The 26,959-nt window shown below is 72.7% G+C and carries 28 protein-coding genes and 1 tRNA gene; 17 read left to right on the top strand and 12 right to left on the bottom strand.

From position 1 onward, the window contains the following. Together KV381_RS09810 and KV381_RS09805 are read left to right on the top strand one after the other, a co-directional pair. Nucleotides 1-1,152, top strand: a complete 1,152-nt coding sequence (locus KV381_RS09810; RefSeq protein WP_030075770.1) for a DUF475 domain-containing protein — start codon at nt 1-3, stop codon at nt 1,150-1,152. 130 nt (nt 1,153-1,282) lie between these two features. Next, nucleotides 1,283-2,017, top strand: a complete 735-nt coding sequence (locus tag KV381_RS09805) for a Tellurium resistance (protein WP_030075772.1) — start codon at nt 1,283-1,285, stop codon at nt 2,015-2,017. A gap of 50 nt (nt 2,018-2,067) precedes the next feature. Here the strand turns inward: KV381_RS09805 and KV381_RS09800 are convergent, their stop codons facing one another. Continuing rightward, on the bottom strand, nt 2,068-2,961 hold the full coding sequence (locus KV381_RS09800; RefSeq protein WP_078611012.1) for a TerD family protein: 894 nt from the start codon (nt 2,959-2,961) through the stop codon (nt 2,068-2,070). Nucleotides 2,962-3,173: 212 nt separating this feature from the next. Here KV381_RS09800 and KV381_RS09795 point away from each other — a divergent pair, with 212 nt between their 5' ends. Genes KV381_RS09795 through KV381_RS09780 form a run of 4 tightly spaced genes read left to right on the top strand, consistent with a single transcriptional unit; the run spans nt 3,174 to nt 8,569 of the window. Continuing rightward, nucleotides 3,174-4,400 carry an HpcH/HpaI aldolase/citrate lyase family protein gene (locus KV381_RS09795; RefSeq protein ID WP_218785068.1) on the top strand — a complete coding sequence of 409 codons (1,227 nt, stop codon included), beginning with the start codon at nt 3,174-3,176 and terminating at the stop codon, nt 4,398-4,400. Nucleotides 4,401-4,410: 10 nt separating this feature from the next. After that, nucleotides 4,411-7,047: a phosphoribosyltransferase gene (locus tag KV381_RS09790; protein ID WP_218785067.1), complete on the top strand. Its 2,637-nt coding sequence runs from the start codon at nt 4,411-4,413 to the stop codon at nt 7,045-7,047. Continuing rightward, on the top strand, nt 7,044-7,868 hold the full coding sequence (locus tag KV381_RS09785; RefSeq protein WP_030075780.1) for a hypothetical protein: 825 nt from the start codon (nt 7,044-7,046) through the stop codon (nt 7,866-7,868). Before KV381_RS09790 ends, KV381_RS09785 begins: the two co-directional genes overlap by 4 nt. Nucleotides 7,869-7,909: 41 nt before the next feature. Continuing rightward, entirely contained in the window at nt 7,910-8,569 is a 660-nt protein-coding gene (locus KV381_RS09780; RefSeq protein WP_103536293.1) for an O-methyltransferase, read from the top strand. A gap of 8 nt (nt 8,570-8,577) precedes the next feature. Here KV381_RS09780 and KV381_RS09775 read toward each other — a convergent pair whose 3' ends face one another. The 3 genes from KV381_RS09775 to KV381_RS09765 all read right to left on the bottom strand — a co-directional run bounded on the left by KV381_RS09775 (nt 8,578) and on the right by KV381_RS09765 (nt 11,143). Then, nucleotides 8,578-8,790, bottom strand: coding sequence for a zinc ribbon domain-containing protein (locus KV381_RS09775; RefSeq protein ID WP_030075784.1), 213 nt, complete (start codon nt 8,788-8,790; stop codon nt 8,578-8,580). A gap of 56 nt (nt 8,791-8,846) precedes the next feature. Then, nucleotides 8,847-10,271, bottom strand: a complete 1,425-nt coding sequence (locus KV381_RS09770; RefSeq protein WP_373461008.1) for a hypothetical protein — start codon at nt 10,269-10,271, stop codon at nt 8,847-8,849. 71 nt (nt 10,272-10,342) lie between these two features. After that, nucleotides 10,343-11,143 (bottom strand): DUF4097 family beta strand repeat-containing protein, encoded by an 801-nt coding sequence (locus KV381_RS09765; protein ID WP_030622278.1) that lies wholly within the window; start codon nt 11,141-11,143, stop codon nt 10,343-10,345. 181 nt (nt 11,144-11,324) lie between these two features. Between KV381_RS09765 and KV381_RS09760 the strand changes: the two genes are divergently transcribed. From KV381_RS09760 to KV381_RS09745, 4 genes are all read left to right on the top strand, one after another. Continuing rightward, nucleotides 11,325-11,399 (top strand) — tRNA-Val (locus KV381_RS09760). A 9-nt stretch (nt 11,400-11,408) separates the two neighbouring features. Continuing rightward, nucleotides 11,409-11,969 carry a deaminase gene (locus KV381_RS09755; protein ID WP_256995035.1) on the top strand — a complete coding sequence of 187 codons (561 nt, stop codon included), beginning with the start codon at nt 11,409-11,411 and terminating at the stop codon, nt 11,967-11,969. Nucleotides 11,970-12,053: 84 nt separating this feature from the next. Next, nucleotides 12,054-12,707: a GCN5 family acetyltransferase gene (locus KV381_RS09750; RefSeq protein ID WP_030075827.1), complete on the top strand. Its 654-nt coding sequence runs from the start codon at nt 12,054-12,056 to the stop codon at nt 12,705-12,707. Nucleotides 12,708-12,811: 104 nt separating this feature from the next. Further along, on the top strand, nt 12,812-13,627 hold the full coding sequence (locus KV381_RS09745; protein ID WP_030622283.1) for an inositol monophosphatase family protein: 816 nt from the start codon (nt 12,812-12,814) through the stop codon (nt 13,625-13,627). Nucleotides 13,628-13,651: 24 nt separating this feature from the next. On the opposite strand, the gene KV381_RS09740 is transcribed toward KV381_RS09745, so the two are convergent. Further along, nucleotides 13,652-14,275, bottom strand: coding sequence for a histidine phosphatase family protein (locus tag KV381_RS09740; protein WP_218785065.1), 624 nt, complete (start codon nt 14,273-14,275; stop codon nt 13,652-13,654). A gap of 137 nt (nt 14,276-14,412) precedes the next feature. On the opposite strand from KV381_RS09740, the gene KV381_RS09735 reads away from it, so the two are divergent. The 4 genes from KV381_RS09735 (at nt 14,413) to KV381_RS09720 (ending at nt 15,866) form a co-directional block, all read left to right on the top strand. Further along, nucleotides 14,413-14,631, top strand: coding sequence for a hypothetical protein (locus KV381_RS09735; protein WP_006124168.1), 219 nt, complete (start codon nt 14,413-14,415; stop codon nt 14,629-14,631). A 4-nt stretch (nt 14,632-14,635) separates the two neighbouring features. Beyond that, complete coding sequence (locus tag KV381_RS09730) at nt 14,636-14,980, top strand: hypothetical protein (protein WP_030075834.1); 345 nt, start codon at nt 14,636-14,638, stop codon at nt 14,978-14,980. Between the two features lie 133 nt (nt 14,981-15,113). Continuing rightward, nucleotides 15,114-15,569, top strand: a complete 456-nt coding sequence (locus KV381_RS09725; RefSeq protein WP_030075836.1) for a hypothetical protein — start codon at nt 15,114-15,116, stop codon at nt 15,567-15,569. Nucleotides 15,570-15,644: 75 nt separating this feature from the next. Further along, nucleotides 15,645-15,866, top strand: coding sequence for a DUF2277 domain-containing protein (locus KV381_RS09720; RefSeq protein WP_030075838.1), 222 nt, complete (start codon nt 15,645-15,647; stop codon nt 15,864-15,866). A gap of 28 nt (nt 15,867-15,894) precedes the next feature. Here the strand turns inward: KV381_RS09720 and KV381_RS09715 are convergent, their stop codons facing one another. Then, nucleotides 15,895-16,719 carry a DedA family protein gene (locus tag KV381_RS09715; protein ID WP_050504698.1) on the bottom strand — a complete coding sequence of 275 codons (825 nt, stop codon included), beginning with the start codon at nt 16,717-16,719 and terminating at the stop codon, nt 15,895-15,897. 209 nt (nt 16,720-16,928) lie between these two features. On the opposite strand from KV381_RS09715, the gene KV381_RS09710 reads away from it, so the two are divergent. Further along, nucleotides 16,929-17,663, top strand: a complete 735-nt coding sequence (locus tag KV381_RS09710) for a superoxide dismutase family protein (protein ID WP_218785064.1) — start codon at nt 16,929-16,931, stop codon at nt 17,661-17,663. 198 nt (nt 17,664-17,861) lie between these two features. On the opposite strand, the gene KV381_RS09705 is transcribed toward KV381_RS09710, so the two are convergent. The 3 genes from KV381_RS09705 to KV381_RS09695 all read right to left on the bottom strand — a co-directional run bounded on the left by KV381_RS09705 (nt 17,862) and on the right by KV381_RS09695 (nt 20,945). Next, the gene (locus tag KV381_RS09705) at nt 17,862-18,311 is read right to left on the bottom strand and encodes a DoxX family protein (RefSeq protein WP_030081097.1); all 450 of its coding nucleotides are present in this window, start codon (nt 18,309-18,311) and stop codon (nt 17,862-17,864) included. A gap of 83 nt (nt 18,312-18,394) precedes the next feature. After that, nucleotides 18,395-20,206, bottom strand: coding sequence for an alkaline phosphatase D family protein (locus KV381_RS09700; protein WP_218785063.1), 1,812 nt, complete (start codon nt 20,204-20,206; stop codon nt 18,395-18,397). 94 nt (nt 20,207-20,300) lie between these two features. After that, nucleotides 20,301-20,945 (bottom strand): HNH endonuclease family protein, encoded by a 645-nt coding sequence (locus KV381_RS09695; RefSeq protein WP_086780182.1) that lies wholly within the window; start codon nt 20,943-20,945, stop codon nt 20,301-20,303. A gap of 361 nt (nt 20,946-21,306) precedes the next feature. Here KV381_RS09695 and KV381_RS09690 point away from each other — a divergent pair, with 361 nt between their 5' ends. Beyond that, nucleotides 21,307-22,041 carry an ABC transporter permease gene (locus KV381_RS09690; protein ID WP_218785062.1) on the top strand — a complete coding sequence of 245 codons (735 nt, stop codon included), beginning with the start codon at nt 21,307-21,309 and terminating at the stop codon, nt 22,039-22,041. Between the two features lie 38 nt (nt 22,042-22,079). Here the strand turns inward: KV381_RS09690 and KV381_RS09685 are convergent, their stop codons facing one another. Next, nucleotides 22,080-22,742 (bottom strand): HAD-IA family hydrolase, encoded by a 663-nt coding sequence (locus tag KV381_RS09685; RefSeq protein WP_030081088.1) that lies wholly within the window; start codon nt 22,740-22,742, stop codon nt 22,080-22,082. A 241-nt stretch (nt 22,743-22,983) separates the two neighbouring features. After that, nucleotides 22,984-24,108: a peptidoglycan-binding protein gene (locus KV381_RS09680; RefSeq protein WP_218785061.1), complete on the bottom strand. Its 1,125-nt coding sequence runs from the start codon at nt 24,106-24,108 to the stop codon at nt 22,984-22,986. Between the two features lie 191 nt (nt 24,109-24,299). Here KV381_RS09680 and KV381_RS09675 point away from each other — a divergent pair, with 191 nt between their 5' ends. Further along, a complete protein-coding gene (locus KV381_RS09675) occupies nt 24,300-26,423 on the top strand; it encodes an MFS transporter (protein ID WP_030081084.1) in 2,124 nt (707 codons plus the stop codon). Between the two features lie 32 nt (nt 26,424-26,455). Here KV381_RS09675 and KV381_RS09670 read toward each other — a convergent pair whose 3' ends face one another. Beyond that, a complete protein-coding gene (locus tag KV381_RS09670) occupies nt 26,456-26,944 on the bottom strand; it encodes a GNAT family N-acetyltransferase (protein ID WP_030081082.1) in 489 nt (162 codons plus the stop codon). Nucleotides 26,945-26,959 lie beyond the last annotated feature (15 nt).

The following is a 26,959-nucleotide window of genomic DNA, read 5'->3' as shown; positions in this document are numbered from 1 at the left end:
GTGGTTCTGAAAACCTTCGGCTGGTCGTTCGCGGTCACCGCGCTCGGCCTGGTCGCAGCGATCCTCTACGGGGGGTGGCAGGCTTTCGGCATCGTCGCGATCCTGTCCGTCCTGGAGATCTCGCTGTCCTTCGACAACGCGGTGATCAACGCCGGAATCCTGAAGAAGATGAATGCCTTCTGGCAGAAGATCTTCCTCACCATCGGCATCCTCATCGCCGTCTTCGGTATGCGACTGGTGTTCCCCGTCGTGATCGTGGCCGTGAGCGCCCAGCTCGGACCGATCGAGGCCATCGACCTGTCCTTCAACGACCCGGACAAGTACAAGGAACTGGTCACGGACGCCCATCCGTCGATCGCCGCCTTCGGTGGCATGTTCCTGCTGATGATCTTCCTCGACTTCATCTTCGACGAGGACCGTGACATCCAGTGGCTGCGCTGGATCGAGCGTCCGCTCGCCAAGCTCGGCAAGGTCGACATGCTGTCGGTCTGCGTCGCGCTGATCATCCTGCTGATCACCGCCATGACCTTCGCGACCAACGCCCACCAGCATGGTGGCGGTCACGCCGACAAGGCGTCGACGGTCATGCTCTCCGGCATCGCCGGTCTGATCACCTACCTGATCGTCGGCGGGCTCTCCGGCTTCTTCGAGAACAAGCTCGAAGAGGAGGAGGAGCGCGAGCACGAGGCCGAGGAAGAGGCCAAGAAGAAGGGCAAGCCCGTCACCGGGGTCGCTCTCGCCGGAAAGGCCGCGTTCTTCCTCTTCCTCTACCTGGAAGTCCTGGACGCCTCGTTCTCCTTCGACGGCGTCATCGGCGCCTTCGCGATCACCAACGAGATCGTGCTGATGGCCCTCGGCCTCGGCATCGGCGCCATGTACGTCCGTTCGCTCACCGTCTACCTGGTGCGCGAGGGCACGCTCGACGACTACGTCTACCTGGAGCACGGGGCGCACTACGCGATCGGCGCGCTCTCCGTCATCCTGCTGATCACCATCCAGTACGAGATCAACGAGCTGATCACCGGCTCGGTCGGTGTCATCCTGATCGCCCTCTCCTTCTGGTCCTCGGTCAAGCGCAACCGCGCGCTCGCCGCGGAATCCGGCGGGGACGGCGGCTCGGACACCAAGGCAGAAGTGTCCTCCGGGGTGTGACCCGGTAAGGATTGAGGAACGCTCTCTGCGGGGCGGCCCACACGGCGACGGCTCTCCGGGAACTCCCGGACCCGGCCCGGTGGCCGCCCCGCAGTGATGTCCGGGCGGCGCGGAACAGGTGGGGGTTGGTATGGGATTCTTCGACGGCCTGTGGCCGGGGCGGGCAGCGCAGTTCGACTCGGGCAACTCGACGTCGAGCGCCATCGTGCTGTCCAAGCGGAACGCCACGATCTCGCTCAGCAAGCAGGGCGCCCTGTCGGGCAACCTCCGGGTCAATCTGTCCTGGCGGATGCGGACCTCGGACATCGAGGGCCGCTCACGCCAGAGCGGCCGGCTGCGGCACCCCCTCCAGCTCTTCAAGCCCGAGGTGGTCCAGGCGCACACCCAGGGCGTCGTCAACGTCGACCTGGATCTCGGCTGCATGTACGAGCTGACGGACGGCACCAAGGGCGTCGTGCAGCCGCTGGGCAGCCTCATCGGCGACCTCAACGGCCCGCCCTACGTCCGGCTCAGCGGCGACGACCGGTTCGGCGCCCCCTCGGGCGAGACGGTCTACGTCAACCTCGACCAGCGCGACAAGATCAAGCGGCTGCTGTTCTTCGTCTACATCTACGACCGGACGCCCGCCTTCGACCGCACCCACGCCAAGATCACGCTCTACCCGGGCAACGGACCGCGCATCGAGATCGAGCTGGACGAACGCGCACCGCAGGCCCGCTCCTGTGCGGTGTTCACCGTGGAGAACGTCAAGGACGAGCTGATCGTGCGCCGCGAGGTGAAGTTCGTGTACGGCTTCCAGTCGGAGCTGGACCGGCTGTACGGCTACGGCATGCAATGGGGGCGCGGCTACAAGACCCGGACCTGAGCCCGGGGGGTGTGGCCGGCGGACCGGGACGGCTCAGGACCGGACGAGGCTCAGGACCGGACGAACTGCGGACCTTGTGGAGGCAGCACGAAATGGGGGTCGGGCGCGTGCGCGGCGGCTGCCGCGGGCTGCGGATAGCCGTACGCGGGTGGCGCGGCGGCCGGCTGCGGATAGCCGTACGCCGGCTGCTGGGGCGCGGCGGCGGCGGGGTGCGCGACCGGCGGCGGATAGCCGTAGGAGGGCTGCTGGTGCTGGACCGTGGCCTGGGAGTCGGGCCCGGCGGTCACGGGGGCTGCGGGCCCCGGCGGCACGGCCGGAGGCGGGGGCACGGCGGCCGGGAGCGGCCCCGCGGCCGCCGGAGCGGCCGGGTCCTGGGCGTCGTTCGCCGCCTCCGACTCGTCCACCGAGATACCGAAGGCGGTGGCCAGGCCGATCAGGCCGGTGGGATAGCCCTGGCCGACCGCGCGGAACTTCCACCCCTCACCGCGGCGGTAGAGCTCACCGCAGATGATCGCCGTCTCTTCCCCGGTCTCCGGCCGGACATCGAACACCGCCAGCGGATCGCCCTCGGCGAACGCGGCGTCGAACAGGAGTATCCGCAGGTCCGGCACCTGCTCGAAGGCGGCCCCGTCGGAGGAGGCCGCGATGACCACCTGGTCCACCGAGGCGTCGAGCGCCCCGAGGTCCGCCTCGATCGTGTCCGTCAGCCCTTCCGGGACGCTGCGCTTCGGCAGCCGCCGGACCAGGCCGGAGGGGTGCCGGGGCTGGTTGTAGAAGACGAAGTCCTCGTCGGACCGCACCCGGCCGGACGCACCGAGGAGCAGGGCGGAGGCGTCCACGTCGGGAACCCCGGCGCCCGGGGTCCAGCGCAGCACGGCCCGGACGGCCGCGGCATCGACAGGGACGTTCGAGCCCTTCAGCATCGTGTGCGTCATGACCGTCATCCTGCCTGCTGGGGGCCCGTGCGGACAACGCGGGGGGCGGCACGACCGTGCCCGGCGGCGGTGCGGGCCGGGCGTGACGATACCGCGCGAGGGGGTCGGACAAGGGTCGGGTAACCGGAAATTCATGTACATGGGGAACTGTTGACACCCGTCCGTACGTACTATTACCGGCCATACGTTGTTCGGCCGGTCAGGCAGTTCGGGGGAAAATCATGCGTCACTTCGGGCACATATCGCCCACTGCCCGCGAGGGCCTGTTCTTCCGGGAGCCCAGTACCTTCACCGCCGAATCGCCGGCCCGGATGCTCTCCGTCGCCCTGGGAGCCACGCTCTACTCCCCGGCCACCCGCCCGTCACTCGCCGACGACGTGCTCAAGCAGGCCGGGCGCGGCGTGGTCTCCATGGTGCTGTGCCTGGAGGACTCGATCGACGACGCCGAGGTGACCGGCGCCGAAGCCAACCTGATCAGGCAGTTCGCCGCGCTGGCCGCCCGCACCACGGCCCCGGGGACCGCCCCGGAGGGCCCGGCCGACGCCGGCGGCACACCGGACATGGCGGGAGCCGATGTACCGCTGCTCTTCATCCGCGTACGGGAACCGGCCCAGATCACCGACCTGGTGCGGCGCCTCGGCGACTCGGTCCGGATGTTGTCCGGTTTCGTACTTCCCAAATTCACCGAAGAGCGCGGAAGGCAGTTCCTGGAGGCGCTCGCCGAGGCCGAAACGGCGTGCGGCCGACGACTCTTCGCCATGCCGGTCCTCGAATCCCCCGAACTGCTCCATCTGGAGACGCGCGGCGACATCCTCCAGGGCATCGCCCGGAGCGTCGACAAGTACCGGGACCGGGTGCTCGCCCTGCGCCTGGGCGTCACCGACTTCTGCTCGGCCTACGGACTGCGCCGCGCGCCCGACATGACCGCGTACGACGTCCACATCGTCGCCTCCGTCATCGCCGACGTGGTCAACGTGCTCGGCCGGGCCGACGGCACCGGCTTCACGATCACCGGCCCGGTCTGGGAGTACTTCCGCCGCCAGGAGCGCATGTTCAAGCCCCAGCTGCGCCGCAGCCCCTTCCTGGAGGGCCGGGCCGAGGAACTGCGTACGGCCCTCATCGAGCACGACCTCGACGGACTGCTCCGGGAGATCGAGCTCGACCGCGCCAACGGACTGCTGGGCAAGACCTGCATCCACCCGTCGCACGTGGCGCCGGTGCACGCCCTGTCCGTGGTCAGCCACGAGGAGTACACGGACGCCCAGGACATCCTGAGCCCCGAGCGCGGCGGCGGCGGGGTGCTGCGCTCGGCGTACACGAACAAGATGAACGAAGTGAAGCCCCACCGGGCCTGGGCGGAGCGCACGCTCCAGCGCGCCGAGGTCTTCGGAGTGGCGAGGGAAGACGTCGGCTTCGTGGACCTGCTGGCCGCCGGCCTGACGAACTGAGCGCGCGTCGATGAGCGAGCGCGCGACGAGAGAAGAGACCGTGAACGTGGTGTGGTCGGGCAACTGGGTGGCCGAGCGGCTGGGAGTCGCCCTCGAAGGCGACGGAGAGCTCCGGGAGCTGCTGGGCCTCGCCCTGCGCCGCAACCCCAAGCGGGCGCATCTGCTGGTCTCCAACGTGCTGGGCAAGCACGTGCCGCAGCGGCCCTCGGTCGTGTACGGGGCGGGACACGGGCTCGGTGAGCGGGTACGGGAGCTGCTCGGCGAGGAGGAGGCCCGCCGCGCGGTGGTGCTCGGATACGCGGAGACGGCCACCGGCCTCGGCCACGCCGTCGCGGACGGCCTGCGGGACGCCCCGTACCTGCACTCCACCCGGCGTCCGGTGGCGGGCGTAGCGCAGGCGGGCGGCTTCGAGGAGTCCCACTCGCACGCCACCTCGCACCTGCTGCTGCCGGAGGACGGCGAGCTGCTGGCGGGTGGCGGGCCCGGCGAGGACGCCTCCACGCTGGTCCTGGTCGACGACGAGTTCTCCACCGGCAACACGGTCCTGAACACCATCCGCGCGCTGCACGCCCTGCACCCGCGCGAGCGGTACGTCATCGTCGCCCTGGTCGACATGCGCTCGGCCGACGACCGTGACCGGCTGACCGCCTTCGCCGCCGAGATCGGCGCCCGCGTCGACCTGGTGACCCGCAACACGGGCACGGTCACGCTGCCGGACGGCGTTCTGGAACGCGGCCAGGCGCTGGTCGCGGCACAGGAGGCGGAGCAGGCGGCACAGGCGGAGCGAGTGAGGCAGGCGGAGCGGGCCGGGCCGGCGGAGCAGTCCGGGCAGTCCGGGCGGGCCCATGAGACCGATGAGCATGCCGCCCCCGTCACCCGCGTCGACCTCGACTGGCCCGCGGGCGTCCCCGACGGCGGCCGGCACGGCTTCACCCCGGCCCACCGGGCGGCGCTCGAAGCGGCGCTCCCGGCCATGGCGGACCGGATCGCGGCCGCGCTGGGCGGCGGTGCACGCCAGAGCCACGGCCGGGTCCAGAGCCAGAGCCACGGCCGGGTCCAGGGCCAGGGCCCGGTCCAGAGCCCCCGCCGGATCCTCGTCCTCGGCTTCGAGGAGCTGATGTACGCGCCGCTGCGCCTCGGCACCGCCCTCGAAGCGGCCCTCGGGCCCGACGCCGAGGTCCGCTACTCCACCACCACCCGCTCGCCGGTCCTGGCCGTCGACGACCCGGGCTACGCGATACGCACCCGCCTCGTCTTCCCGGCCCACGACGACCCGGCGGACGGCCCCGGCGACCGGTACGCGTACAACGTGGCGGGCGCCGGCTTCGACGCCGTGGTCGCCGTCGTCGACTCCACCGCCGACACCCCCGAACTGCACGCCCCCGAAGGGCTGCTGGCCCGCCTGGCGCCCCACACCGGCCAGGTGCTCCTCGCGGTCGTCCCCTCGTACACCCCCACACCTGTCCCCCACGCGCAGGAGTCCACCGTGCTGCCCGAGCCCCTCCGAGGCCCCGACTTCTCCAGTTACGCGCCGGAGGACGTCGGCTGGCTGCTCCAGGACCTCTCGGACACCGAACTGGAGGCGCCCACCGAGGAGCGCGAGGAGGCGATCCAGAGCGGCGGCGCGCACTACGCGGAGTCACTGCCGGTGGAGTACCAGCCGAGCGCCGCGTACCAGGCCCTGTTCACCGCCGCCCTGGAGACCTCCGCCGCCCGCATCGCCCGCGCGGTGGGCACCGTCACCGAGACGGTCCTCGCCGAACGCGGCCCGCGCCCCGTGCTCGTCTCGCTCGCCCGCGCCGGAACCCCGGTCGGGGTGCTGATGCGCCGCTGGGCCCGGCACCGGCACGGCCTGGACCTGCCGCACTACGCCATCTCCATCGTCCGGGGCCGGGGCATCGACGCCACCGCCCTGCGCTGGCTGGCCGCCCATCACGACCCGGCCGACGTGGTGTTCGTCGACGGCTGGACCGGGAAGGGCGCGATCACCCGCGAACTGGCGGCGGCGCTGGAGGAGTTCGAGGCCGCGGGCGGACCGGCCGGCTTCGACCCGGAGATCTCGGTGCTCGCCGACCCGGGCGGCTGCGTCCGGACGTACGGCACCCGCGAGGACTTCCTCATCCCCTCGGCCTGCCTCAACTCCACGGTCTCCGGCCTCATTTCCCGTACGGTGCTCCGCGCCGACCTGGTCGGCCCCGACGACTTCCACGGCGGGAAGTTCTACCGGGAACTGGCGGACTCCGATGTCTCGGGTCTCTTCCTCGACACCGTCGCCGCCCGCTTCGACGAGGTGGCGGGCCAGGTCGCGGACGAGGCCAAGGAACTGCTCGCCGCCGACCGCGCCCCGACCTGGGAGGGCTGGGCGGCCGTCGAGCGGATCAGCGAGGAGTACGGCATCCACGACGTCAACCTGGTCAAGCCGGGAGTCGGCGAGACCACCCGGGTCCTGCTCCGCCGGGTCCCCTGGAAGATCCTCGCGAAGCGCGGCGCGGGCGCGGACCTGACCCACATCCGGCTGCTGGCCGAACAGCGCGGCGTCCCGGTCGAGGAGGTCGACGACCTCCCGTACAGCTGTGTCGGTCTGATCCACCCCCGGTTCACGCGCGGCGCGACGGGCGCGGACGGCAAGGCGGTGCAGGGCGCATGAGCGTGACCTCTTCGACCACCACCCTGGTGGCGAGCGACCTCGACCGTACGCTGATCTACTCGGCGGCCTCGCTCGACCTGTCCATGCCGGACGCGGAGGCCCCCCGGCTCCTCTGCGTGGAGGTGTACGGCCACAAGCCGCTCTCGTACATGACGGAGAGGTCGGCCGCCCTCCTCACCGACCTGGCCGGCTCCACGGTCTTCGTGCCGACCACCACCCGCACCCGCGAGCAGTACCACCGCATCCATCTGCCCGGCCCGGCACCCCGGTACGCGATCTGCGCCAACGGCGGCCACATCCTGGTCGACGGCGTCTCCGACCACGACTGGCAGCGGCGGGTCGAGACCCGGATCGCGGAGGAGTGCGCGCCCCTCACCGAGATCCGCGCCCACCTCGCCACCACCGCCGACCCGGCCTGGCTCCTCAAGGAACGGGTCGCCGAGGACCTCTTCGCCTACCTCGTCGTCGAACGCGCCCTGCTGCCCGAGGAATGGGTGAAGGAACTGGCCGCCTGGGCCCGCCCGCGCGGCTGGACGGTCTCGCTCCAGGGCCGCAAGATCTACGTGGTCCCGGCGCCGCTCACCAAGAGCGCCGCGATGCACGAGGTGGCCCGCCGCACCGGCGCCACGCGCACGCTCGCCGCCGGAGACTCCCTCCTCGACGCCGACCTGCTGCTCGCCGCCGACCTGGGCTGGCGCCCGGGCCACGGCGAACTGGCCGACGAGGGCTGGAGTGCCCCGCACGTGGTGGCCCTGGAAGAGCGGGGCGGGGCGGCGGGGGAGGAGATCCTGCGCCGCTTCCTGGCTGCCGCAGCCGGCTGATTTCGGCTGCGCGCGGGCGCGCGTTGCGCGAGGCTGGGGCCATGACCAAGGGCAACGACACAAAGATCACCGACGAGCTGTACGCGTACATGCTGGCCCACAACCCGCCGCTGGACCCGGTCCAGCGGGAGCTGGTGGACACCACGTACGCGGAATTCCCCGACCACGCGGGCATGGTGTCGGCCGAGGAGCAGGCCCCGCTGCTGGCCTTCCTCGTCCGGCTGGTGGGCGCCCGGCACGTGGTGGAGGTCGGCACGTTCACCGGGTTCAGCGCCCTGGCGATGGCCCAGGCGCTGCCCGCCGACGGCACGCTGATCGCCTGCGACATCTCGGAGGAGTGGACGGCGTACGGGCGCGAGGCCTGGGCGAAGGCGGGCGTCGCGGACCGGATCGACCTGCGCATCGCCCCGGCCCTGGACACCCTGCGCGCGATGCCCGCCGAGCCGCACATCGACTTCGCCTACCTGGACGCGGACAAGGGCGGCTACATCGCGTACTGGGAGGAGCTGGTGCCCCGGCTGCGGCAGGGCGGGGTCATCGCCACGGACAACGTGCTCTTCCACGGCGGGGTGACGGACCCGGAGGCGACGGGCCCGACGGCGGCGATCAAGAAGTTCAACGACCATGTGAGCGCCGACGCCCGGATGGACAGCGTCCTGCTGACGGTCGCGGACGGCCTGACGCTGTCCCGCAAGAAGTAGACCGGGTCTCAGCCGCAGCACCCACCGCCGCAGCAGCCTCCGCCCCCGCCGGACGGCGCGGGAGCGGAGCCGGCGGTGCCGCCCACGGCCACGGCGGACAGCAGCTTGACGGTGTCGTCGTGGCCGGCGGGGCAGGAGGCGGGGTCCGAGGACCGGGCCATGGGACGGCTGAGTTCGAACGTGTCTCCGCAGGTGCGGCAGCGGAATTCGTAACGGGGCATGGGCTCAGGCTAGAGCCATCGAGCCCCGGAGACCACGCCCCCTGACGCCGGAAGGATCAGGTGCCGCCGCCGCGCTCCTCGCGGATGTCGGAGACGACCCGGGCGGCGGTCTGCCGCACGGCCTCGGTCTCGGTCAGGAAGTGCCAGTAGTCCGGGTGGCGTCCCTCCAGCCCGGCGATGGCCCGCTCCAGCCGGGCGACGGAGTCGTCGAGCGGCCGGGCGTGCCGGGGGTCGGGCGTGTGCCGGCCGGCCATGGCGAGCCGCTGGGCGTCGCGCACCGCGAACCGGGTCCGCTCGATCTCCTGCTGCGGGTCCTTCGCCACGGCGTTCAACCGCTGCAACCGGTCCCCGGCGGCGGACACCGCCTCGTCCGTGGCGTTGAGCAGGGCACGGACCGTGGACAGCCGTGACGTGGCGTCCGCCCAGTGCTGCTCGTCGCGCGCCTTCGCCGCCTCCGCGAGCTTCTCCTCGGCCTGCCGTACGTTCACGGCGGCCTGCTCCGGGACGGGCTGGAGGTCCTGCCAGCAGGCGGCCGAGAAACGCCGCCGCAACTCGCTGAGCACCGGCTCCACCGAACCGGCCCGCGTCGTGAGCGCCTGCGCCCGGGTCCGCAGCGACACCAGCCGCCGGTCGATCTCGGCGGCCCGCTCGGGCAGCCGCTCGGCCTCGGTCCGTACGGCCTCGGCGTCGCGCAGCACCACATCGGCCCGCTGGAGCGTCTCCGCGACCCCGTGCTTCCCCGCGCCCTGGTTCAGCTTGGTCAGCTCCGGGGCGAGCGCGGCGAGCCGGGCGGCGAGCTCGTCGGCCCGCAGCCCCGCGGCCCGTACCGCGTCGAGAGCGTTGCTCGCGCCGAGCAGCGCCTGCCGGGCCCGCTCGACGGCGGGGGCGAGGCGGGCGAGCTGCGTCTCCGCGCTGCCCAGCAGCGGCCCGAGACCCTGCGCGAAGCGGTCCAGCTCGCCCTTGACCCGTACGAGGTCGTCCTTGGCCCGGGTCAGTTCCGTACGGGCCCGGGAGGCGACGGCGGGCTCCAGATCGTCCCGGTCCAGGTCATGGCTGTCGACGGCGGTGATGTAGGCGTGACTGACCTCGTCGATGCGCCGACCGAGCGCGGCGAAGTCCTCGGAGGCCTTGCGGCCGCGCGAGGAGCTGTCCACGGCGTTGATGGTCTCGATGGAGATCCTGAGATCACGCTGGGCGCTGTCCAGCTCGTAGAAGGCCTCGGCGGCGGCATCCTTCGCGGCCTGCGCCTCGGCCCGCTCGTTCTCCCCGCGCCCGCCGAACCACCGGCGCGTACCGCCACCGGCGAAGGCGGCGGGCAGCGTGGCGAGCACGAGGGGCACGGGCAGCAGCATCAACGCCAGAAGATCCCGCGCCCCGGAACCGGGGGAGCGCCGCCCGGGCAGGCCCTGCCCACCCTGACCACTCTGGACGGCGGAACTTCCACCCGCTCCTGCCTCCGGCCGCGCGTGTGTCGCCGTCACATCCCTCTCCCGTGCCGATTCGCCCTGCCCGGTACATTCTCCCACCAGGTAAGGACGAACACACGGGCCGGTTAGTTCGCGCTTCGCACCGTGACTTGGCCGTTGTCGCTGCGCGCCTTCACCACATGGGCGCTGTCGTCACCGCGCGGCACCTCGACGGAGACGTCCCCGTTGTCGGCGGAGGCGTCCACCGCGTACTTCTGCCCGCCCGGCGGCAGGTCGATGGTGATGCCCCCGTTGTCGCTCTCGGTGTCCACGAGATCGGGCACCGAACTGAAGCCCAGCCGGATCTCCCCGTTGTCGGCGCGGGCGACCACGGAGGAGCCGGAGATCCGGTCCGCCCGGATCTCCCCGTTGTCGCTCTTCAGCTTCAGCGCGCCGCTCGCCTCCCGGACGTTGATCTCCCCGTTGTCGGAGGAGAGGTCCAGCGCCCGGTCGAAGCCGGTGGCGGTGATCGTCCCGTTGTCCGACGCGGCCGTCACATCGACACCGCGCGGCACCTTCACCCGGTGCCGGGAATCGCAGTTGTTGAGCACGCCCTCGCACTTCACCCGGAGTGTGAGCGTGTCCTTCTCCATCTTCCAGACGGAGTCCGGCCCACTGCCGAACACCGACCACCCGTCGACCTGCCGCTCCACCTCGACCTGCTCCACATCGGCCGGCACGAGGTCCACGATCCCGTTCTCGGCCTCGATGGTCAGCACCTTCCCCGCCAGCGCGAAGGACTCCCGCTCGACGGGCGCGCCGTCCACATCCGTCCCCCCGCACCCGGTGAGAGCCAGCGCCAGCAACGCGACCCCGCCCCCGAGAGCGAGGGCCCGCCCGGGCGCCCCGGGGCGGGTGCGGGTCGGTGCGCTCGAAACGATGTCCACGATGATCGGTCCCCCAGTGCGTGCGGTACGTGCCACCGGACGTCGTTGCCGGTGCACTCGAACCGTATGCACCCGGGCCCTCCGGCGGGATCCGGACGGCTACCGTCTTCGGGGTGGGGTTATCCCCCGGAACGGTTTATGAGCAGGGGCCCCGGTCCATGTACGCTGTTGCCTCATCCACGGGTGCGTAGCTCAGGGGTAGAGCGCTGCTCTTACAAAGCAGATGTCGGCGGTTCGAAACCGTCCGCGCCCACCAGCGGAAGACATGGCGAAGGCCCCCGACCGATCATGGTCGGGGGCCTTCGTCATCCTGGCCGAGGGCCGGAACCAGGCATACGACACCGGGGCCGGCAACGGTCCGTTGCGGGGTACGCCGCTGGCCCACGCCGAGTTGAACGCGCTGGGCTCCGCCCGTACGGAATGGGACCTGGGCGCCACCACGCTCTGGAGCACCCAGGAACCCTGCTCGATGTGCTCGGCCGCCGCGTCGTTCACCGGGGTCGGCGCGGTGCGCTACCTGGCGCCCGACCCCTGGGCCCTGGCCACTGGGAACGAGGGTTCCTCCTCGGGGACGTGCGTGACCGGGGGCGGGTGGCTGGTCGCGGCCAACGCGATGTTCCTGAAGAGCGTCTCGGAGGCGGCGGAGGGCGGGGAGGAGCCGGCCACACTCGCGCGCAACCGCCTGCTGGAGCCGGAGACGGCTCACCTGCACGACGGTCTGCCTCCCGGGCTTCCGGCGTTCCCGTCGGTGCGGGTGTGGCTCTCGGAGGCGTGGCCGGGGATCATCGAGGCAACGGCCGTGCGCCGGCTGCGTACAGGCGGATGAAGCGTCTCTGCTTCCATCGTGCCGCGTGGCGACCCGGCGGCACACGGCGGTCGGGCCGAACGGCCAAGGACGAGGGGGCACTTCATGGGGCAGGCGCTGGCGGAGATCCTGGATGCCGCGGCGTGCGGGCGGTTTCCGGAGGCTGATGGGGGCACGACCGTGGTCGCCGCGCCGAGCGGCCGTGACACGGGGGTGATCGCCTTCACCGCGCACTCGGTCGTGTTCACCGACGAGGATCCCGGGTGGGTCCATGCGACGCTCGCCGCTCTGGACTGCGATGCGCTGGCCGCGACCATGCATCCCCGCTTTCTGCTGGCCCTCCTGGAACGCACCGGGCGGGTCACCGACACCATCGACCTGCTGACCGTGGCGTCCCCGCTGCCCGGTGCGCCCGGGCTGGAGCTGCGGGAGGTCACCGATCCCGTGCACCCGCGCGTGGTCAGCGCCCGTCGGCGGCGGGACGGGGTGCGGATGTGGGAGGTCGACGGGGGTGTGCTGGTGCTCGGGCGTGGGGTGGCCGGCCGGTGGGAGGTCGCCGTCGAGCTGGAGGAGAACGCCCGGCACCGGGGCCTCGGCCGGGCTCTCGCCACCGCCGCGCGGCACCTGGTGCCCCCGGGCGAACCGCTCTGGTCGCAGCAGGCCGCGGGCAACGCGCGCAGCATCCGGGCGTTCCAGGCCGCCGGGTTCCGGCCCGTCGGCTCGGAGGCGCTGCTCCTCGGCCACCGGGAAGGCGCGTGAGGGAGAGGGAGGGGGAGGGGAGAGGGGGTGTTGTTGTGGTGGGGGCTTGCGGCCGTGGTTGGTTTTCCGGGCGGCGTACGGGGGCTCCCGCTAGCCTGCTCTTCATGATCGACTCACCTGCCGAGCTGACCGACACCGAGACGGCCGCCGCCGCGGCGCTGGCCGGGGCGGCAGTCGTGCGCGCCCGGTACGGGCAGCTCCACTCCCGTATCGACAAGGGTGCCGGAGACTTCGCCACCGATGTCGACGTGGCGGCCGAGGAGGCCATCCTCGACGTCCTCCGCGCCGCCCGGCCCGAGGACGCGGTGCACGGCGAGGAGGGTGGCCGACGGGGTGCGGTCGGTGCGGGGCGGGAGTGGTTGGTGGACCCCTTGTGCGGGACGCTCAACTACGCCGTCGGCTCCCAACTGGTCGCCGTCAACGTGGCGTTGCGCGACGGTCCGGCGGCCGTGGCCGATCCGTTCAGCGGCGAGGTCTTCCTCACCGACGGAGAGACCGCCCGGGTCCGGTCCGGGGACACGGGCGACGCGCCGTTGGCTCCCACGGCGGACACCCGGCTGGTGGACGTGAACCTCGATCCGCCCTTCCCGGGCGCGCCCGGATTCCGGGCGGTGGACCTGCTGGCCCATCCCGGGTTCGTCGAGCACTTCCGCCCGCGCGTCGTCTCCACGTCGCTCGCGCTGGCCTGGGTCGCGGCCGGTAAGCGGGCCGCCTACGTCACCGACGGCGGCGACCTGAGCGGAAGCGTCCACTTCGCCGCCGGGATCGCCCTGTGCCGGGCCGCCGGCTGTGTCGTCACCGGGATCGACGGCGCCCCGGCCCGACCGGGCGGCCGGGGTCTCGTCGTGGCGGCGGACGCCGGGACGCACGAGCTGCTCATGTCCATGGTCGGCAGGCCCGGCCCCGGGCGCGGTGCTTGAACGGTCGCCTCCGCCCGTCTCCTCTCAGATGTGCAGTTCGGGCGGGAAGTCGGTCCAGCGGAGCTCGGCGGGCAGGTGCCCGGTGTCGTTGAACAGAAGGAGGGCCGGAGCGCGGCCGGGCGCGTAACGGATCACGGTCAGCGCGGCGTTGGCGTGGTTGAGGCCCAGCCAGCGCGACTTCGGGGCGTCCAGCGCGGCCCGGACGAGCCAGCCGGCCAGGAAGTTGTGGGTGACGAGGAGTTCGTGGCGGGGCTCGTCGCCCTCGACCGTGCCCGTGAACCGCGCGAGCGCCTCCTCGGCCAGCCCGGGACCCAGCTCACGCTCCGCCGCTGGGAAGCCGGCCAGCCGGGCGAGCGTCTCGTCGGCCGTCTCCGCCGGCAGCTCCTCCCGCGGCGGCAGGTACGGGAGGTAGTCGCCGGCCGGTTCGGAGGGAACCAGAGGAACGGCCGGAAGCCGCTCGCTTATCAGTTTCGCCGTCTGCTCGGCGCGCGGCAGCGGGCCGTGGTGGATCGCCGTGATCGGAGCCCCGCGGAGCCGCTCCCCGAGCAGCGCGGCCTGACGGCGGCCCGCGTCCGTCAGCGTGGTCTCGTCGGCGGACGCCTGACCGTGCCGGGTCACGTACAGATAGCGGGCAGCCGTGGTCGCCATGGGCGGGTCCTCCGTCGCGGTTCATGATCGTACGAACGTGGGCAGGGACGTCGGGCCACGCCCGGGCGGTTCCGTGGCGGGGCGGGCGGTCCGCCTCCCGGGATGCGCGGGGGCAGTGCTCAAGGCACCGTGGAGGCATGGCCGAGCACCCGCCCGTGATCGTCTATCCGCCTTCCGCGACCGGAGGGCGGCGGGTCACCGTGCACGGCCAGATCGTCGGACTGGCGCACGGGCGGGGCGAAGTGGCCGCGCTGCTGAGGGCCGCGGGGTTCGCCCCGGGGCCCGACAAGGTCGTCGAGCTGGACCGGCCCGGGCTGATCGAATGGCGCGGCGGCGACCTCGACACCTGGGGGTGATCCCGTGAAGCGCCGTCGTACGGTACGCGAGAGCGCCTCGATCGAACCGCCGCCCGGGTACTACGTGGCCGGGGCCGAGCCCCCCGACGCGGCGCAGCGCACGCTGATCCTGGACTGGGTGGTGAGCCGGCGCATCGCGAGCGGCTGGCGCGTCGAGTCGCGCTCCGGGAGCCAGGTGGTGCTGGTGCGCGGGCAGCCGGTGAACCATGTGCTGCACGCCTTCCTCACCGTCTTCTCGTGCCTGGTGTGGGGCATTGTGTGGGCCGGCGTCGCCCTCGTCAACCGGGTCGAGCGCGTGGCCCTCACCGTCGACGCCCAAGGACGCATCGTGACGGTCAGCGCGCCGTGACACATCACCCGAACGGGTGCGTCCAGGTGGCTCCGCGCGGGGGCCGCGAGGAACGTCGGAGCTGATCCGCCCGCACCACCGGGGCAGGTCAGGACAGCAGGCGCCCGGCGCCTGTTCCGACCAAGGAGGCCTCATGTCGCAGCCCAGCACACCCGGCGCCTCGCGCCCCGCCGACCCGCGTCCGGGGGGATACACCGGCAGCGGGTGGGCGGCCGGAGGAACAGTGTTCGCCGGTGTCCTGCTCTTCGTGGACGGCATCCTCGGAGTACTGAAGGGCATCGCGGGAATCGCCTCGAACGACGTCTACACGCGGATCAACGACTACGTCTTCAAGTTCAGCGTGACCTCGTGGGGCTGGATCCACCTCGTCCTCGGCGTGATCCTCATCCTCGTGGGCTGGGGCATCCTCAAGGGCGCGACCTGGGCCCGCGCGGCGGGCGTCGCCCTCGCCTCCCTGAACCTCATCGCCAACTTCATGTGGCTCCCGTACACCCCGGTCTGGGCCATCGTCACCATCGCGATCGACGTCTTCGTGATCTGGGCCCTGTGCACGGACCGGTCGGACCCGAGCGACCTGGTACGGAGCTGAACCGGCCGGGACGGCGGGCGGCGATGGATGCGGCGACGGGTGTCCGTTGTCAGTGGGGCGGTCCACACTGGAGACATGTGCCGCAGCATCAAGACGCTCCGCCCGCCCGCCCTCCCCGAAGAGGCCACCGAGGAGGACATGCGGGCCGCCGCCCTTCAGTACGTACGCAAGGTCTCCGGGTTCCGCGCGCCCGCCGCGCACAACCGTGAGGTCTTCGACCGGGCCGTCGACGAGATCACCGCAGCCACCATGAAGCTGCTCGACGGCCTGGAGATACGGGGCGCGGCCAAGGGCTGAGCCCCGTCGCCGCGCGACCGTCCTCGGTTCAGGGGGCGGCCGGAGCGGGTGTGCCCACCGCTGCCGGCCCGCCGGGGCCGGTGGGGCCGGTGGGCGCGACTGCCGGTGCCCCCGCGCCGGTCACCGTCACCGCTCCGGTCCCAGCCCCCGCCCTGGTCTCCGCCACTGTGTCCGTCTGCGCTGGCACCGGCGTCTTCGCGGCCTCCGCCGCGATCCCGGCCGGAGTCGCCGTCCGCGTCGCGGGGCGCTTCACGACGAACGCGGCCAGCGCGCCCGCCACGAACAGGGCCAGGACCGAAACGGCCGTGCCGAACCACGTCGAGCCCAGCCACCGGCCGCCGAAGTAGCCGAGCCCCACGCTGTAGCCCGCCCAGGCCAGGCCTGCAAGCGCGGACCAGGGCAGGAAGTCCCGCTTCCTGCGGTGGGCGGCGCCCGCGCCGAGGGAGACCACGGAGCGGCCCGCCGGAGCGAACCGGGCGATGATCACCAACGCGCCGCCGCCCCGGCTCAGGGCGGCGCCGAGACGTTCCTGCGCGGTGCTGAGACGCCGGGAGCGGGCGATGGCCCGGTCCAGCCGGTCACCTCCGCGCCAGGCGAGCCGGTACGCGACGAGGTCGCCGAGGACCGAGGCGGTGGCCGCGCACAGGATCAGCACGACGAGCGAGGGGACCTGCCCTCCGGTGCCCCCGCCGGCGCCGCTGACGGTGGTGGTGCCCGCCGCGGCCGCCGTGGCGGCCGTGATGACGAGCACGCCGCTGGGCAGCAGGGGCAGAAAGACGTCCAGGAGAACGGAGAGGGCGACCACCGCGTAGATCCATGGGCTGCTGGTCAGCGCGGCCACACTCTCTAGCACCGTCTACTACTCCCCGATCGTGTCAACGCCGCGACGTCGCAGGGGAGCGGCAGGGGCGGCAGGTTCAGCTGTACAGCGTACGCGTGAGGGTTCCCGGGGCCTCGTCCAGGTCGGGTGATGTTGTGCAGGTCACGTACACCTGGAGGCCATGCGCCCGTTAGGAGGGGTGAACGACCGGCACGAGGGCCGGTACGAGCGAGGAGCAGCGCATGACGGCATGGATGGTACGGACGGGACACGGGCCGTCGCACCCGAATTCCGGGCGGCGGAGGACGGACGTTCCGCGGGTCCCGGGGGTGCTGGTGGGCACGGTGGCTCTGCTGACGCTGGCCTGCGGTGTCGGCGTCGCCCACGCGACGGACGACGTGGCGCACGGTGGCCACGGTGCGGATGGTGCGCACGGGGCTCCTGCGGCGGGGAGCCCGGCACAGGAGCCGAGCGGCGGCGGCGGTCCGAGCCGCGGCGACGGCGCTGTCACGGCGGGCGGCAGTTCGTGGATGCGGGCCGCGGGGGTGTTCTCCCCGCCCGGTTCCTTCGTGCCGTCCGACGCGCTGACGTACGACACCCGGCTGGTGCCGGCGGGCGCGCGGATCGAGGTCACGCAGTTCACGGACCCGTCCGGCACCCGGGTCGGGGCCCGGCTGCGGGGGCTCGTGCCCGGCCGTGCGTACGGGATGCATGTGCACACCTCGCCCTGCGGCGCCGATCCCGCGGCGGCCGGTCCTCACTACCAGCACCGCCCGGAGCCGACCGCGGACCCGGCCAACGAGGTGTGGCTGGACTTCCGGACGGACGAGGACGGCGACGGGCGGGCGGAGGCCCTGCACGGCTGGGACTTCCGGGAGGGCGGGGCGCGGTCGGTGATCATTCACGACCGGCAGGGCGGTGCGGGGGAGCGGGCGGCCTGCTTCACGGTGCCGTTCGGGCCCGCCGGGGAGGTGTGACGGAGGCTCCGCACCGTACCTTCGGGCGGATCCCGGTGCGGGGGCGGACGCGGCGCGGGGGCGGTGCCCCGCCACCCCGTGCCGGGGCAGTGGGCACCGCCCCCGCGCCTGTGCGCCGCTCCTGCGGAGTCTCACCCGCGCACCGGGTCGGCGCCGGAACACGAGGGTCCGGGAGCGGGCGGGTGGGCGGACCGCCGGTCAGACAGGGACGGCCGGGGCCTGCTCGCGCCGGGCCGGGTCCTCGGTGGTGGCCGTCGTGCCGCGCGAACCGAAGAAGCGGTCCAGGGCGACCGCTCCCGGGCCGGTGAAGACCAGCAGCAGGAACGCCCAGCAGAACATCGCCGACGCCTCGCCGCCGTTCTGGATCGGCAGGAGCGCCTCGGGCTGGTGCACCTTGAAGTACGCGTACGCCATCGATCCCGAGGCGAGGAAGGCCGCGGCACGGGTGCCGAGGCCGAGGGCGACGAGGGAGCCGCAGACCAGCTGGATCAGGGCGGCGTACCAGCCGGGCCAGGCGCCGGTCTCCGCCTGGGTGCCGCCCAGCACTCCGAAGAGCGTGGCGGCGCCGTGGAAGGCGAAGAGCAGGCCGACGACGAAGCGGAAGAGGCTGAGCGCGTAGGGCTGTGCCTGGTTCAAGCGGATGAGCATGGGGGCGGGCTCCTTCGGTTGTGGTGGGGACGTGAACCGACCGAGCGCCTCAGGCTAGGAAAACCTCACTAGTGCTTGCAACTTCAACATTCCGTCGAGTGGCCGGATAGTGCTTCACTCTCAGGGGTGAGTGAACGCTCAAGAACCGTCTCCAGCTGGGCCCCCGCGCTGCCCGCTGTGGCCTGCACCAATGTCAGCGCAGACTTCCGGCCAAGCAACGTGAGCGTCATGAGCTGGTTACCGAACCAGGGCCCGCCGGCCCTGCTCCAGGTCACCGGCGGCGCTCCCGTGCGTCCGTGGCGGGCCAGTGCCCGGCCGATCCACCGGCCCGCCCGGCTCCAGCCGAACCGGAAGCCCGTCCGGATGGATCGCGGGATCGAGTTGTGCACGGGGGAACAGGTCAGCTGGAGGACGCGGGAGGCCGGGGCGACCCCGGAACCGGCGGTGGAACCGGGTCCGGAGCCGGTCGCGGGGGCGGGCCCGGTGTCCGGTCGGCGGGGTCCGGTGTCCGGCCACCGGGGTTCGGCGATGTAGGCGTGGTGCACATCGCCCGAGAGGACGCATACCGTCGCCGGGGCGTCCGGACCGCTTCCCGCCTCCCGCAGCAACTCCGTGAACCGGTCGAAGGATTCCGGGAAGGCGGCCCAGTGCTCCAGGTCGGACGCGCGGCGCAGCTTCTCGCCGAACCGTGCCCAGCGTCGCCCGCGTACGCCCGCGCACAGGGCGGCGTTCCAGTGCTCCGCGTCGTGGATGAGCGGCGGCAGCAGCCACGGCAACGAGCTGCCGATGAGCAGATGATCGTACGAAGTCGGGTCGTCCAGGACCGCTTCCCGCAGCCAGCCGGCCTCCTCGGCGTCGAGCATCGCCCGCTGCTCCTCGGCCAGGACGCGGGCCGCGCGGGTGTCGACCATCACCAGCCGTACTCGGCCGAAAACACGCCGGTAGCTCCATCGGGTCCGGGCGGGATCCGCGTCGGTCTCGGCGGCGAAGCGGCGCAGCGCCTCGGTGCCGTCGGGTGAGGCCCTGACCGCCGCGTACACGGGGTCGGCGGCCAGCTCGGCGGGGGAGAGATTGCCCAGATGCTGGTGGACCCAGTACGACATCAGCCCGCTGACGATCCGTTCGTGCCACCAGGGTGTGGCGCGCATGTCCCGCTGCCAGGCGGCGCTGGTGTTCCAGTCGTCGATGACGTCGTGATCGTCGAAGATCATGCAGCTGGGCACGGTGGAGAGCAGCCAGCGCACCTCGGGGTCGCGCCACGATTCGTCGTAGAGGTAGGTGTACTCCTCGTAGTCCGCGATCTCCGCGCCCGGCGGCTCGCGCAGATCCCGGCGGGCGGCGAGCCTGCGCCGGGTCGCCGCAGAGGTCTCGTCCGCGTACACCTGGTCGCCGAGGAGCAGCAGCACGTCGGGCCGCTCGGCCGCCGGGTCCGCCGCGAGCCGGGCGGCCAGCGTGACCAGGGCGTCCGGCCCGACGGGGTCGTGCCCGCCGCCGGGAGCGGCGGCCCAGCGGCACGACCCGAACGAGATCCGTACGCCGGGCGGTTCGGCCCCGGCGCCCGCCGACGCCGTAGCCGCGGTGGTGGCCGTGGTCGCCGTCGCCACCGGTGGTGTGGTGATGGTGCTCGGCGGGAGGCGGGCGTCGTCGGGCGGCCAGACGCGCCGGGGGCCGATCAGCACCTCGTACGCCGTGGTGGAGCCGGGGGTCAGGCCCGTCACCACCACCAGGGCGTAGTGGTGCCCGGCCACCGCGAAGGTCGGCGACGAACCCGAGGCGCCGTCCGCGCACCGGACCTCCACGGTGCACGGACGGCTCGCCTCGACCCAGACGGTCGCGGTGGACCCGGTCTCCCAGTCGACGTACCGCAGCAGTGGACCCAGGCGCAGTCCGGCCATGTGATGTCTCCTCGCGCCACCGTCACGGACGGGCTCCGTGGACCGGCTCCGTAACGTACAGAACGAGGAAGGGCCGCGCACCGGTTCCGGCGGGTCAGCAGCCGTTCAGGGCCGACTGCAGGGCGCTCTTCTCGGCGGAGTCCACGCTCAGGTTGTAGTGCTTCTTGACGTGGACCCAGGCGCGGACGTACGTGCACTTGTACGAGGAGCGCGGCGGCATCCACTCGGCCGGGTCCTTGTCGCCCTTGGACTGGTTCACGTTGTCGGTGACCGCGATGAGCTGGGGGCGGGTCAGGTCGTTGGCGAACGCCTGGCGTTGGGCGGTGGTCCAGCTGCTCGCGCCGGAGCGCCAGGCCTCGGCGAGCGGCACCATGTGGTCGATGTCCACGTCGGACGCGGCGCTCCAGGTCGCGCCGTCGTAGGGCGAGTACCAACTGCCGCTGACCGCGGCGCAGGAGGAGTCCTGCTGGACGTTGGTGCCGTCGCGCTTGAGGACGACCTCACGGGTGTTGCAGGCGCCCGACTGGGTGATCCAGTGCGGGAACTTGTCGCGGCTGTAGCCGCTGGACGAGCCCTCGGCGCCGACGGTGAGCTGGCCGAGGTAGGTGCGTGCGGTCGCCGCGCTGACCGGGGTGGGCATGGCGGCCTGGGCGTTGGGGGCGGCGAGCAGGGCGGACGAGGCGGCGAGTGCGGCGGTTGCTGCGACGACGGAGAGGCGACGCGCGTAGATACCGGACATGCGAACTCCCTTGACGTGGGGGGTGCGTGGGCGGGCGGTGGGTGGGCCCGGCCATCGTGGCGACGCCAGGTTTCTGCGGGGTGGGCGTCAGGTAACAGAGTGGCGACATGTGCACGTCACATCAAGGGGTGTGCAAGGGGAGTGACGGATCGCGGGGGCGCGCGGGTCCGTCACGGGGGGTTTGTCCGGGTGGTGTTGGGGGGTGGATCGGGGAGTGGGGGCGTGCGGGGGTGCGTGTACGCCCCCTTGGGGCTTGAGGGCTTGGGGCTCGGGGCTCGGGGTGCGCAGGGTGTCCGGGCCCTGCGGGGAGGCCGGGTGGTGATGGGGTCGGGGTGGGTGCGGCTCGCTCTATCGTTGCCGCGTGCTGCTTCCGGTCTCCCTCACGCTCGGCGTCGTTCTCGCCGTCCTGCTGGTCCTTGCCGCTGCCGTCGCCGCGTGGGCCTCGCTGGGCCGGTCGCGCGAGATTCTCGTCGCCGGGGTGCGGGCGGCGGCCCAACTCGCCGCCGTCTCCCTGCTCATCGGCTGGGTGGTCCGGTCCCTGGCGCCGCTTCTCGGGTTCGTGGCGCTGATGTTCGCCGTGGCGGTGTGGACCGCCGGACGCCGGGTCACCAGCAACCGCACCTGGCGCTGGGCGGCCGTGCCGATCGGGGTGGGCGTGCTGCCCGTGGTGGCGGCGCTGCTGCTCACGGGGCTCGTGCCGGTCCGGGGCCTGGCGCTCATTCCGGTGGCGGGCATCCTCATCGGCGGGGCGCTCACCGCGACCGTGCTCGCCGGACGGCGCGCCCTGGACGAACTCGCCGCCCGGCGCGGCGAGGTGGAGGCGGGCATGGCCCTCGGGCTGCTCGACCGGGACGCCCGGTTGGAGATCGTGCGGCCGGCGGCGTCGGACGCGTTGCTGCCCGGGCTCGACCAGACCCGGACGGTCGGGCTGGTCACGCTGCCGGGGGCGTTCGTGGGCATGCTGCTGGGCGGCGCCTCACCCGTGGAGGCGGGCGCCGTGCAGCTGTTCGTCCTGGTGGCACTGATGGCGGTTCAGGTGATGGCGGTCGCGACGGTCCTGGAACTGGTCGCGCGCGGGCTGCTGAACCGGGACTGAACGCCGGGGCCGGTGCAGGGGCCCGGACCGGGTGAGTCTCAGGCCTCGCCGATGTGCAGGCGGATCGAGCCGTCCTCGGCCGCCTCCACCCGTACCCGCGTCAGGTCCTCGACATGGGCGTCCGGTGCGAGGGCCGCCGCGCGCGGGCCGACGCCCACGACGCGCATGCCCGCCGCCCGGCCCGCCGCGATGCCCGCCTCGGAGTCCTCGAACACGATGCAGTCCGCCGCGTCGAAGCCCAGCTCCGCCGCGCCCTTGAGGAAGCCCTCGGGGTCCGGCTTGCTGGCGCCGACCTGCTCGGCGGTGACGCGGACGGCGGGCATCGGCAGCGCGGCCGCACCCATCCGGGCCGTCGCGAGCGCGGTGTCGGCGGAGGTCACCAGTGCGTGCGGCAGCTCGGCGATCGCGGCCATGAACGCGGGCGCCCCGTCGATCGGCATGACGCCCTCGACGTCGGCGGTCTCCTGGGCGAGCATCCGCCGGTTGTCCGCGTAATTCTCCTCCACCGGGCGGTCCGGGAGCAGCACGGCCATCGTGGCGTACCCCTGCCGGCCGTGCACCACCTTGAGCGCGGCCTCGGGGTCCAGTCCGTGCTCGACCGCCCATTGCCGCCAGCAGCGCTCGACCACCGCGTCGGAGTTCACGAGGGTGCCGTCCATGTCGAGCAGGAGGGCTTGTGCGGTGAGGACGGTGGCCGGCATCGGCTGCTCCAGAACGCGGGGAGGTGTACGAACGGCCCGGGTGCGCGTGCCGTGGGGCGGGGCGTACGCGGGCCGTGAAGGCGGTGCGGTACGTGGATGTGCGATACGGGGTTCCGCAGGCGTGTCCCGTACCAGAGCAACCCCCGCCCGCCGGTCAGGGAGTGCGGGCGGGAGCTACTTTGTTCCATCACGATACAAAAACCGCGCCCGGAACGCCAATCCCCCCGCCCGGCGGCCGCGCTCAGTGGCGTCCGCGTCCACTCGTCTCCGCCTCCAGCGCGCGCCGGGTGTTCGGCCCGTACACGCCCGCCGGGTCGCCCTGGATCGCCTTGTACGACTGGTAGACCGCCACGGCGTTCTCCACCCGGCCGTTGTAGTTCGCGTCGGACGGGCCCGAGTAGAGCCACACCTCCATGAGCCGGTTCTGGAGCTCGGCGACCTCCGGGCCACGGTCGCCGGGCCGCAGCGAGGGGCCGGCCAGTTCGGCGGGCGGCGCCTCGGCCGGCGGGGCCGAGGACGCGCCGCCACCGCCGTCCGGGGTGGCCGGTGCGCTCGCCGTCGGCGACGCGGACGCGGTGGCGGTCGGGGTGGGCTCCTGGCTCCTCGTCGGCGCGGCGGACGCGGACGGCGAGGCGGACGGAGTGGCCGGGGCGGACGGGGTACGGGACGGAGCGGCCGATGCGGAGGGCGACGGGGCGACCGACGCCGCCGGTTCGTCCTCGGTGTCCGGGACGCTCGTGGTGGCCTCCGGCAGCGCCTCGTCCCGGCTGTCGTCGCCGCCGAACAGCCCGCCGGCGAAGGCCGCCGTGCCGACCACCGCGGCCACGGCCGCCCCCACGGCGAGGGCCCCGAAGGGTCGCCTGCGGCGCGGCTGCACGGGGTCGGGAGCGAAGACCGGCTCCGCGCCGGCGGAACGTCTACGGCCCCCCGGTCCGGCAGGCGCACTCGCACCCGCGACCGTGCCCGTACCGGTATCCATGCCCGTACCCACGCCCACGCCCGGGCCGTCGTCGCCCAGGAACAGCGGCATCGTGGTCTCCGTGGCCCCCGGAGCGCTCGGGGTGCCGACAGGGGCGGTCGCCGCCTCCGGGGTCCCCGGCCCGCTCGTGGTGGCGGAACCCCCGGACTCCGCGAGTCCGCCCCCGCCCGCCCTTGCGTCGAGGTCCGTCAACGTCACGTACGGCCGGATGCGCAGCGGGTCGAAGTCCTCGGCCGCGGCGATCTCCGCCGTACGGGCGGCCCGCTGTTCGTCCTCCGTGAGCGGTGCGGCACCCGCGCCCGCGCCGCACCGGCACGGCACCCGGTGCTCCGTGCCGGGCTCCCCGGCCGTCCGTCTTCCGCACTCCGGGCATGCGTGTCCGGTCATCGTGGGTCCCCTCCCCTTGAACTGCCTGCGATTATGCAGCCCGCCCCGGGGAAGCCCAACGGGCTGCCGGGCCTCGCCTCGCCCTCGGCAGTACATAACAGGCCATAACAGAACGAAACGTCCAGGATGGGTGTGTAGCGGATCGGAGCGGATCGGATCCGTGCGTCCAGCGCATCGAGGAGACGACGCCCATGGCCCAGCAGCTGAGCCCGCCACCCCCGGCCCCCGGTGAGGGACAGTCCCACCGGAGCGTCCTGGTGGCGATCGGGGCGCTGCTCCTCGGCATGCTGCTCGCGGCACTCGACCAGACCATCGTCTCCACGGCGCTCCCGACGATCGTCAGTGAGCTGGGCGGACTCGACCACCTGTCCTGGGTGGTGACCGCCTATCTGCTGGCGGCCACCGCGGCGACCCCGCTGTGGGGCAAGCTCGGCGACCAGTACGGCCGCAAGAAGCTCTTCCAGACCGCGATCGTGATCTTCCTGATCGGCTCCGCGCTCTGCGGAATCGCCCAGAACATGCCCCAGCTGATCGGATTCCGCGCGCTCCAGGGGCTCGGCGGCGGCGGGCTCATGGTGCTGTCGATGGCGATCGTCGGCGACCTCGTCACGCCGCGCGAACGTGGCAAGTACCAGGGACTCTTCGGTGCGGTCTTCGGCGTGACGAGCGTCCTCGGACCGCTCCTCGGCGGCTTCTTCACCGAACACCTCAGCTGGCGCTGGGTGTTCTACATCAACCTGCCGATCGGCGTCGTCGCGCTGGTCGTCATCGCGGCCGTCCTGCACATCCCGGTCCGCCGCGAGAAGCACACCATCGACTACCTCGGCACCTTCCTCATCGCGTCCGTCGCCACCGCCCTGGTGCTCGTCGCCTCCCTCGGCGGTACGACCTGGGCCTGGAGCTCCCCGCAGATCATCGCGCTCGCGGTGCTCGCCGTCGTCCTGCTCGTGGCGTTCATCGCCGTCGAACGGCGCGCGGTCGAACCCGTCCTGCCGCTGAAACTGTTCCGGATCCGCACCTTCAGCCTCGTCGCCGTGATCAGCTTCGTCATCGGCTTCGCCATGTTCGGCGCGATGACCTACCTGCCGACCTTCCTCCAGGTGGTCCACGACATCACCCCGACGATGTCCGGCGTGCACATGCTGCCGATGGTGTTCGGCCTGCTGATCACCTCGACCGCCTCCGGCCAGATCGTCAGCCGGACCGGCCGCTGGAAGGTCTTCCCGCTCGCGGGCACGGCCCTCACCGCCGTCGGCCTCCTGCTGCTCCACAACCTCGACGAGAACAGCTCCACCTGGCTGATGAGCGCCTACTTCTTCGTCTTCGGCGCCGGTCTCGGCCTGGTGATGCAGGTCCTCGTCCTGGTCGCCCAGAACTCCGTCTCCTACCAGGATCTCGGCGTCGCCACCTCCGGCGCCACGTTCTTCCGGTCCATCGGCTCCGCGTTCGGCGTGGCCATCTTCGGCACCATCTTCGCCAACCGGCTGACCGGCCAGCTCACGGACGCGCTCGCCGGACAGTCGCTGCCGTCGGGCGTCGACGCGGGGCGGCTGGCCGCCGACCCCCGGGCCATCGGGCAGCTCCCGGCCGACCTGCGGCCCGGCGTCCTCGGCGCGTACTCGACCTCCATCACGGACGTCTTCCTGTACGCCGTCCCGGTCGTCCTCCTGGCCTTCGTCCTCGCCTGGTTCCTCCGCGAGGACAAGCTCCGGGGCTCGGTCACCGCCCCCGACGCCGGCCAGACCCTCGCCTCCAACCCCGTCGAGCGCTCCTCGTACGACGAGTGCGCCCGTGCGCTGTCGGTGCTGGCCACCCGGGAGGGCCGCCGCGAGATCTACGAGAAGATCACCGCGCGGGCCGGTTACGACCTGCTGCCCGCGGCCAGCTGGCTGCTCCTGCGGATCAAGCGGCACGGCACCGTCGAACCCGCCCGGCTCGCCGAGACCGCTCCCGTACCGCTGCATGTGATCACCGACGCGGCCCGGCAGGTCGAGGAACGCGGACTGGCCCGCCGGGAGGGCCTGCAGATGATCCTCACCGACGCGGGGGCCGAGGCCGTCGTCCACCTCTCCCAGGCCCGCGAGGACTCCCTCGCCGAGCTCCTCGGCGACTGGTGGGGCCCCGAGCGCCCCACCGACCTGGTCAGACTCGTCAGCGAACTGACCGCCGAGGTCAGCGGCTCGACCAGGGAGCGCCCGCACTCCCCGACGCCTCCCCGCGACCACGAGGCCCACCTGCGCCCCGACGAGCGCGAGGCCCACCTCCGGGCCCTCGACGACCAGGACGACCCCGGCCACCCGCACCCGCCCGCCTGAGCCCTCGACGGTTCACGCGCGCCGGGGCCGGGTCACAGCTCCTTGGCGAACCAGCGCTCCGCGTACGGGTTACGGCGGTGGAACGCCGGCACCTCCCGGTACCCGTGCTTCGTGTACAGCCCGCGCGCCTCGACCAGGTCGTGGCGGGTGTCCAGCCGCAGCAGCCGTACGCCGTACGACCTCGCCGCCTCCTCCACGGCGGCCAGCAGCAGCCCGCCGCCGCCCGTGCCCCGGAACGCCGGCCGCACGTATACCCGCGTCAGCTCCGCCGTACCCGGCCCGGCCGCCTCCGTCAGCACCAGCCCGGCACAGCTCGCGGCCTCGCTCCCGTATCGGCCGACGACGAACTGCCCGGTCGGCGGTACGAGCAGGCCGGCCCCGTCGTCGGCGAGTCCGTCGGCGATCTCCTCGGCGGTGGCGGGCCGCTGCCAGTAGCGGCTCGCGACCTCGTCGTAGTAGTCCCGGCGCAGTGCGCTCGCGTCGGGGGAGTCGTATCGTTCGGCGGTCACGGTCCAGGTCATGCGGGGCATTGTCGC

Origin of the sequence: Streptomyces sp. WY228, assembly GCF_019287315.1 — a bacterium.
GTDB lineage: Bacteria > Actinomycetota > Actinomycetes > Streptomycetales > Streptomycetaceae > Streptomyces > Streptomyces caviscabies.
Note: the sequence above shows the minus strand (reverse complement) of the source record. Positions and strands in the feature narration are given on the sequence as shown.

What these genes read in the sequence shown, in the direction of transcription:
- KV381_RS09675 (WP_030081084.1), top strand. Translation starts at nt 24,300, where the DNA reads ATGGCCCAGCAGCTGAGCCCGCCACCCCCGGCCCCCGGTGAGGGACAG.
- KV381_RS09685 (WP_030081088.1), bottom strand. Translation starts at nt 22,742, where the DNA reads ATGCCGGCCACCGTCCTCACCGCACAAGCCCTCCTGCTCGACATGGAC.
- KV381_RS09720 (WP_030075838.1), top strand. Translation starts at nt 15,645, where the DNA reads ATGTGCCGCAGCATCAAGACGCTCCGCCCGCCCGCCCTCCCCGAAGAG.
- KV381_RS09795 (WP_218785068.1), top strand. Translation starts at nt 3,174, where the DNA reads ATGCGTCACTTCGGGCACATATCGCCCACTGCCCGCGAGGGCCTGTTC.
- KV381_RS09670 (WP_030081082.1), bottom strand. Translation starts at nt 26,944, where the DNA reads ATGACCTGGACCGTGACCGCCGAACGATACGACTCCCCCGACGCGAGC.
- KV381_RS09740 (WP_218785065.1), bottom strand. Translation starts at nt 14,275, where the DNA reads ATGGCGACCACGGCTGCCCGCTATCTGTACGTGACCCGGCACGGTCAG.
- KV381_RS09800 (WP_078611012.1), bottom strand. Translation starts at nt 2,961, where the DNA reads ATGACGGTCATGACGCACACGATGCTGAAGGGCTCGAACGTCCCTGTC.
- KV381_RS09695 (WP_086780182.1), bottom strand. Translation starts at nt 20,945, where the DNA reads ATGTCCGGTATCTACGCGCGTCGCCTCTCCGTCGTCGCAGCAACCGCC.
- KV381_RS09780 (WP_103536293.1), top strand. Translation starts at nt 7,910, where the DNA reads ATGACCAAGGGCAACGACACAAAGATCACCGACGAGCTGTACGCGTAC.
- KV381_RS09805 (WP_030075772.1), top strand. Translation starts at nt 1,283, where the DNA reads ATGGGATTCTTCGACGGCCTGTGGCCGGGGCGGGCAGCGCAGTTCGAC.
- KV381_RS09775 (WP_030075784.1), bottom strand. Translation starts at nt 8,790, where the DNA reads ATGCCCCGTTACGAATTCCGCTGCCGCACCTGCGGAGACACGTTCGAA.
- KV381_RS09745 (WP_030622283.1), top strand. Translation starts at nt 12,812, where the DNA reads ATGATCGACTCACCTGCCGAGCTGACCGACACCGAGACGGCCGCCGCC.
- KV381_RS09735 (WP_006124168.1), top strand. Translation starts at nt 14,413, where the DNA reads ATGGCCGAGCACCCGCCCGTGATCGTCTATCCGCCTTCCGCGACCGGA.
- KV381_RS09700 (WP_218785063.1), bottom strand. Translation starts at nt 20,206, where the DNA reads ATGGCCGGACTGCGCCTGGGTCCACTGCTGCGGTACGTCGACTGGGAG.
- KV381_RS09710 (WP_218785064.1), top strand. Translation starts at nt 16,929, where the DNA reads ATGACGGCATGGATGGTACGGACGGGACACGGGCCGTCGCACCCGAAT.
- KV381_RS09790 (WP_218785067.1), top strand. Translation starts at nt 4,411, where the DNA reads ATGAGCGAGCGCGCGACGAGAGAAGAGACCGTGAACGTGGTGTGGTCG.
- KV381_RS09680 (WP_218785061.1), bottom strand. Translation starts at nt 24,108, where the DNA reads ATGACCGGACACGCATGCCCGGAGTGCGGAAGACGGACGGCCGGGGAG.
- KV381_RS09755 (WP_256995035.1), top strand. Translation starts at nt 11,409, where the DNA reads ATGGCGAAGGCCCCCGACCGATCATGGTCGGGGGCCTTCGTCATCCTG.
- KV381_RS09785 (WP_030075780.1), top strand. Translation starts at nt 7,044, where the DNA reads ATGAGCGTGACCTCTTCGACCACCACCCTGGTGGCGAGCGACCTCGAC.
- KV381_RS09725 (WP_030075836.1), top strand. Translation starts at nt 15,114, where the DNA reads ATGTCGCAGCCCAGCACACCCGGCGCCTCGCGCCCCGCCGACCCGCGT.
- KV381_RS09705 (WP_030081097.1), bottom strand. Translation starts at nt 18,311, where the DNA reads ATGCTCATCCGCTTGAACCAGGCACAGCCCTACGCGCTCAGCCTCTTC.
- KV381_RS09750 (WP_030075827.1), top strand. Translation starts at nt 12,054, where the DNA reads ATGGGGCAGGCGCTGGCGGAGATCCTGGATGCCGCGGCGTGCGGGCGG.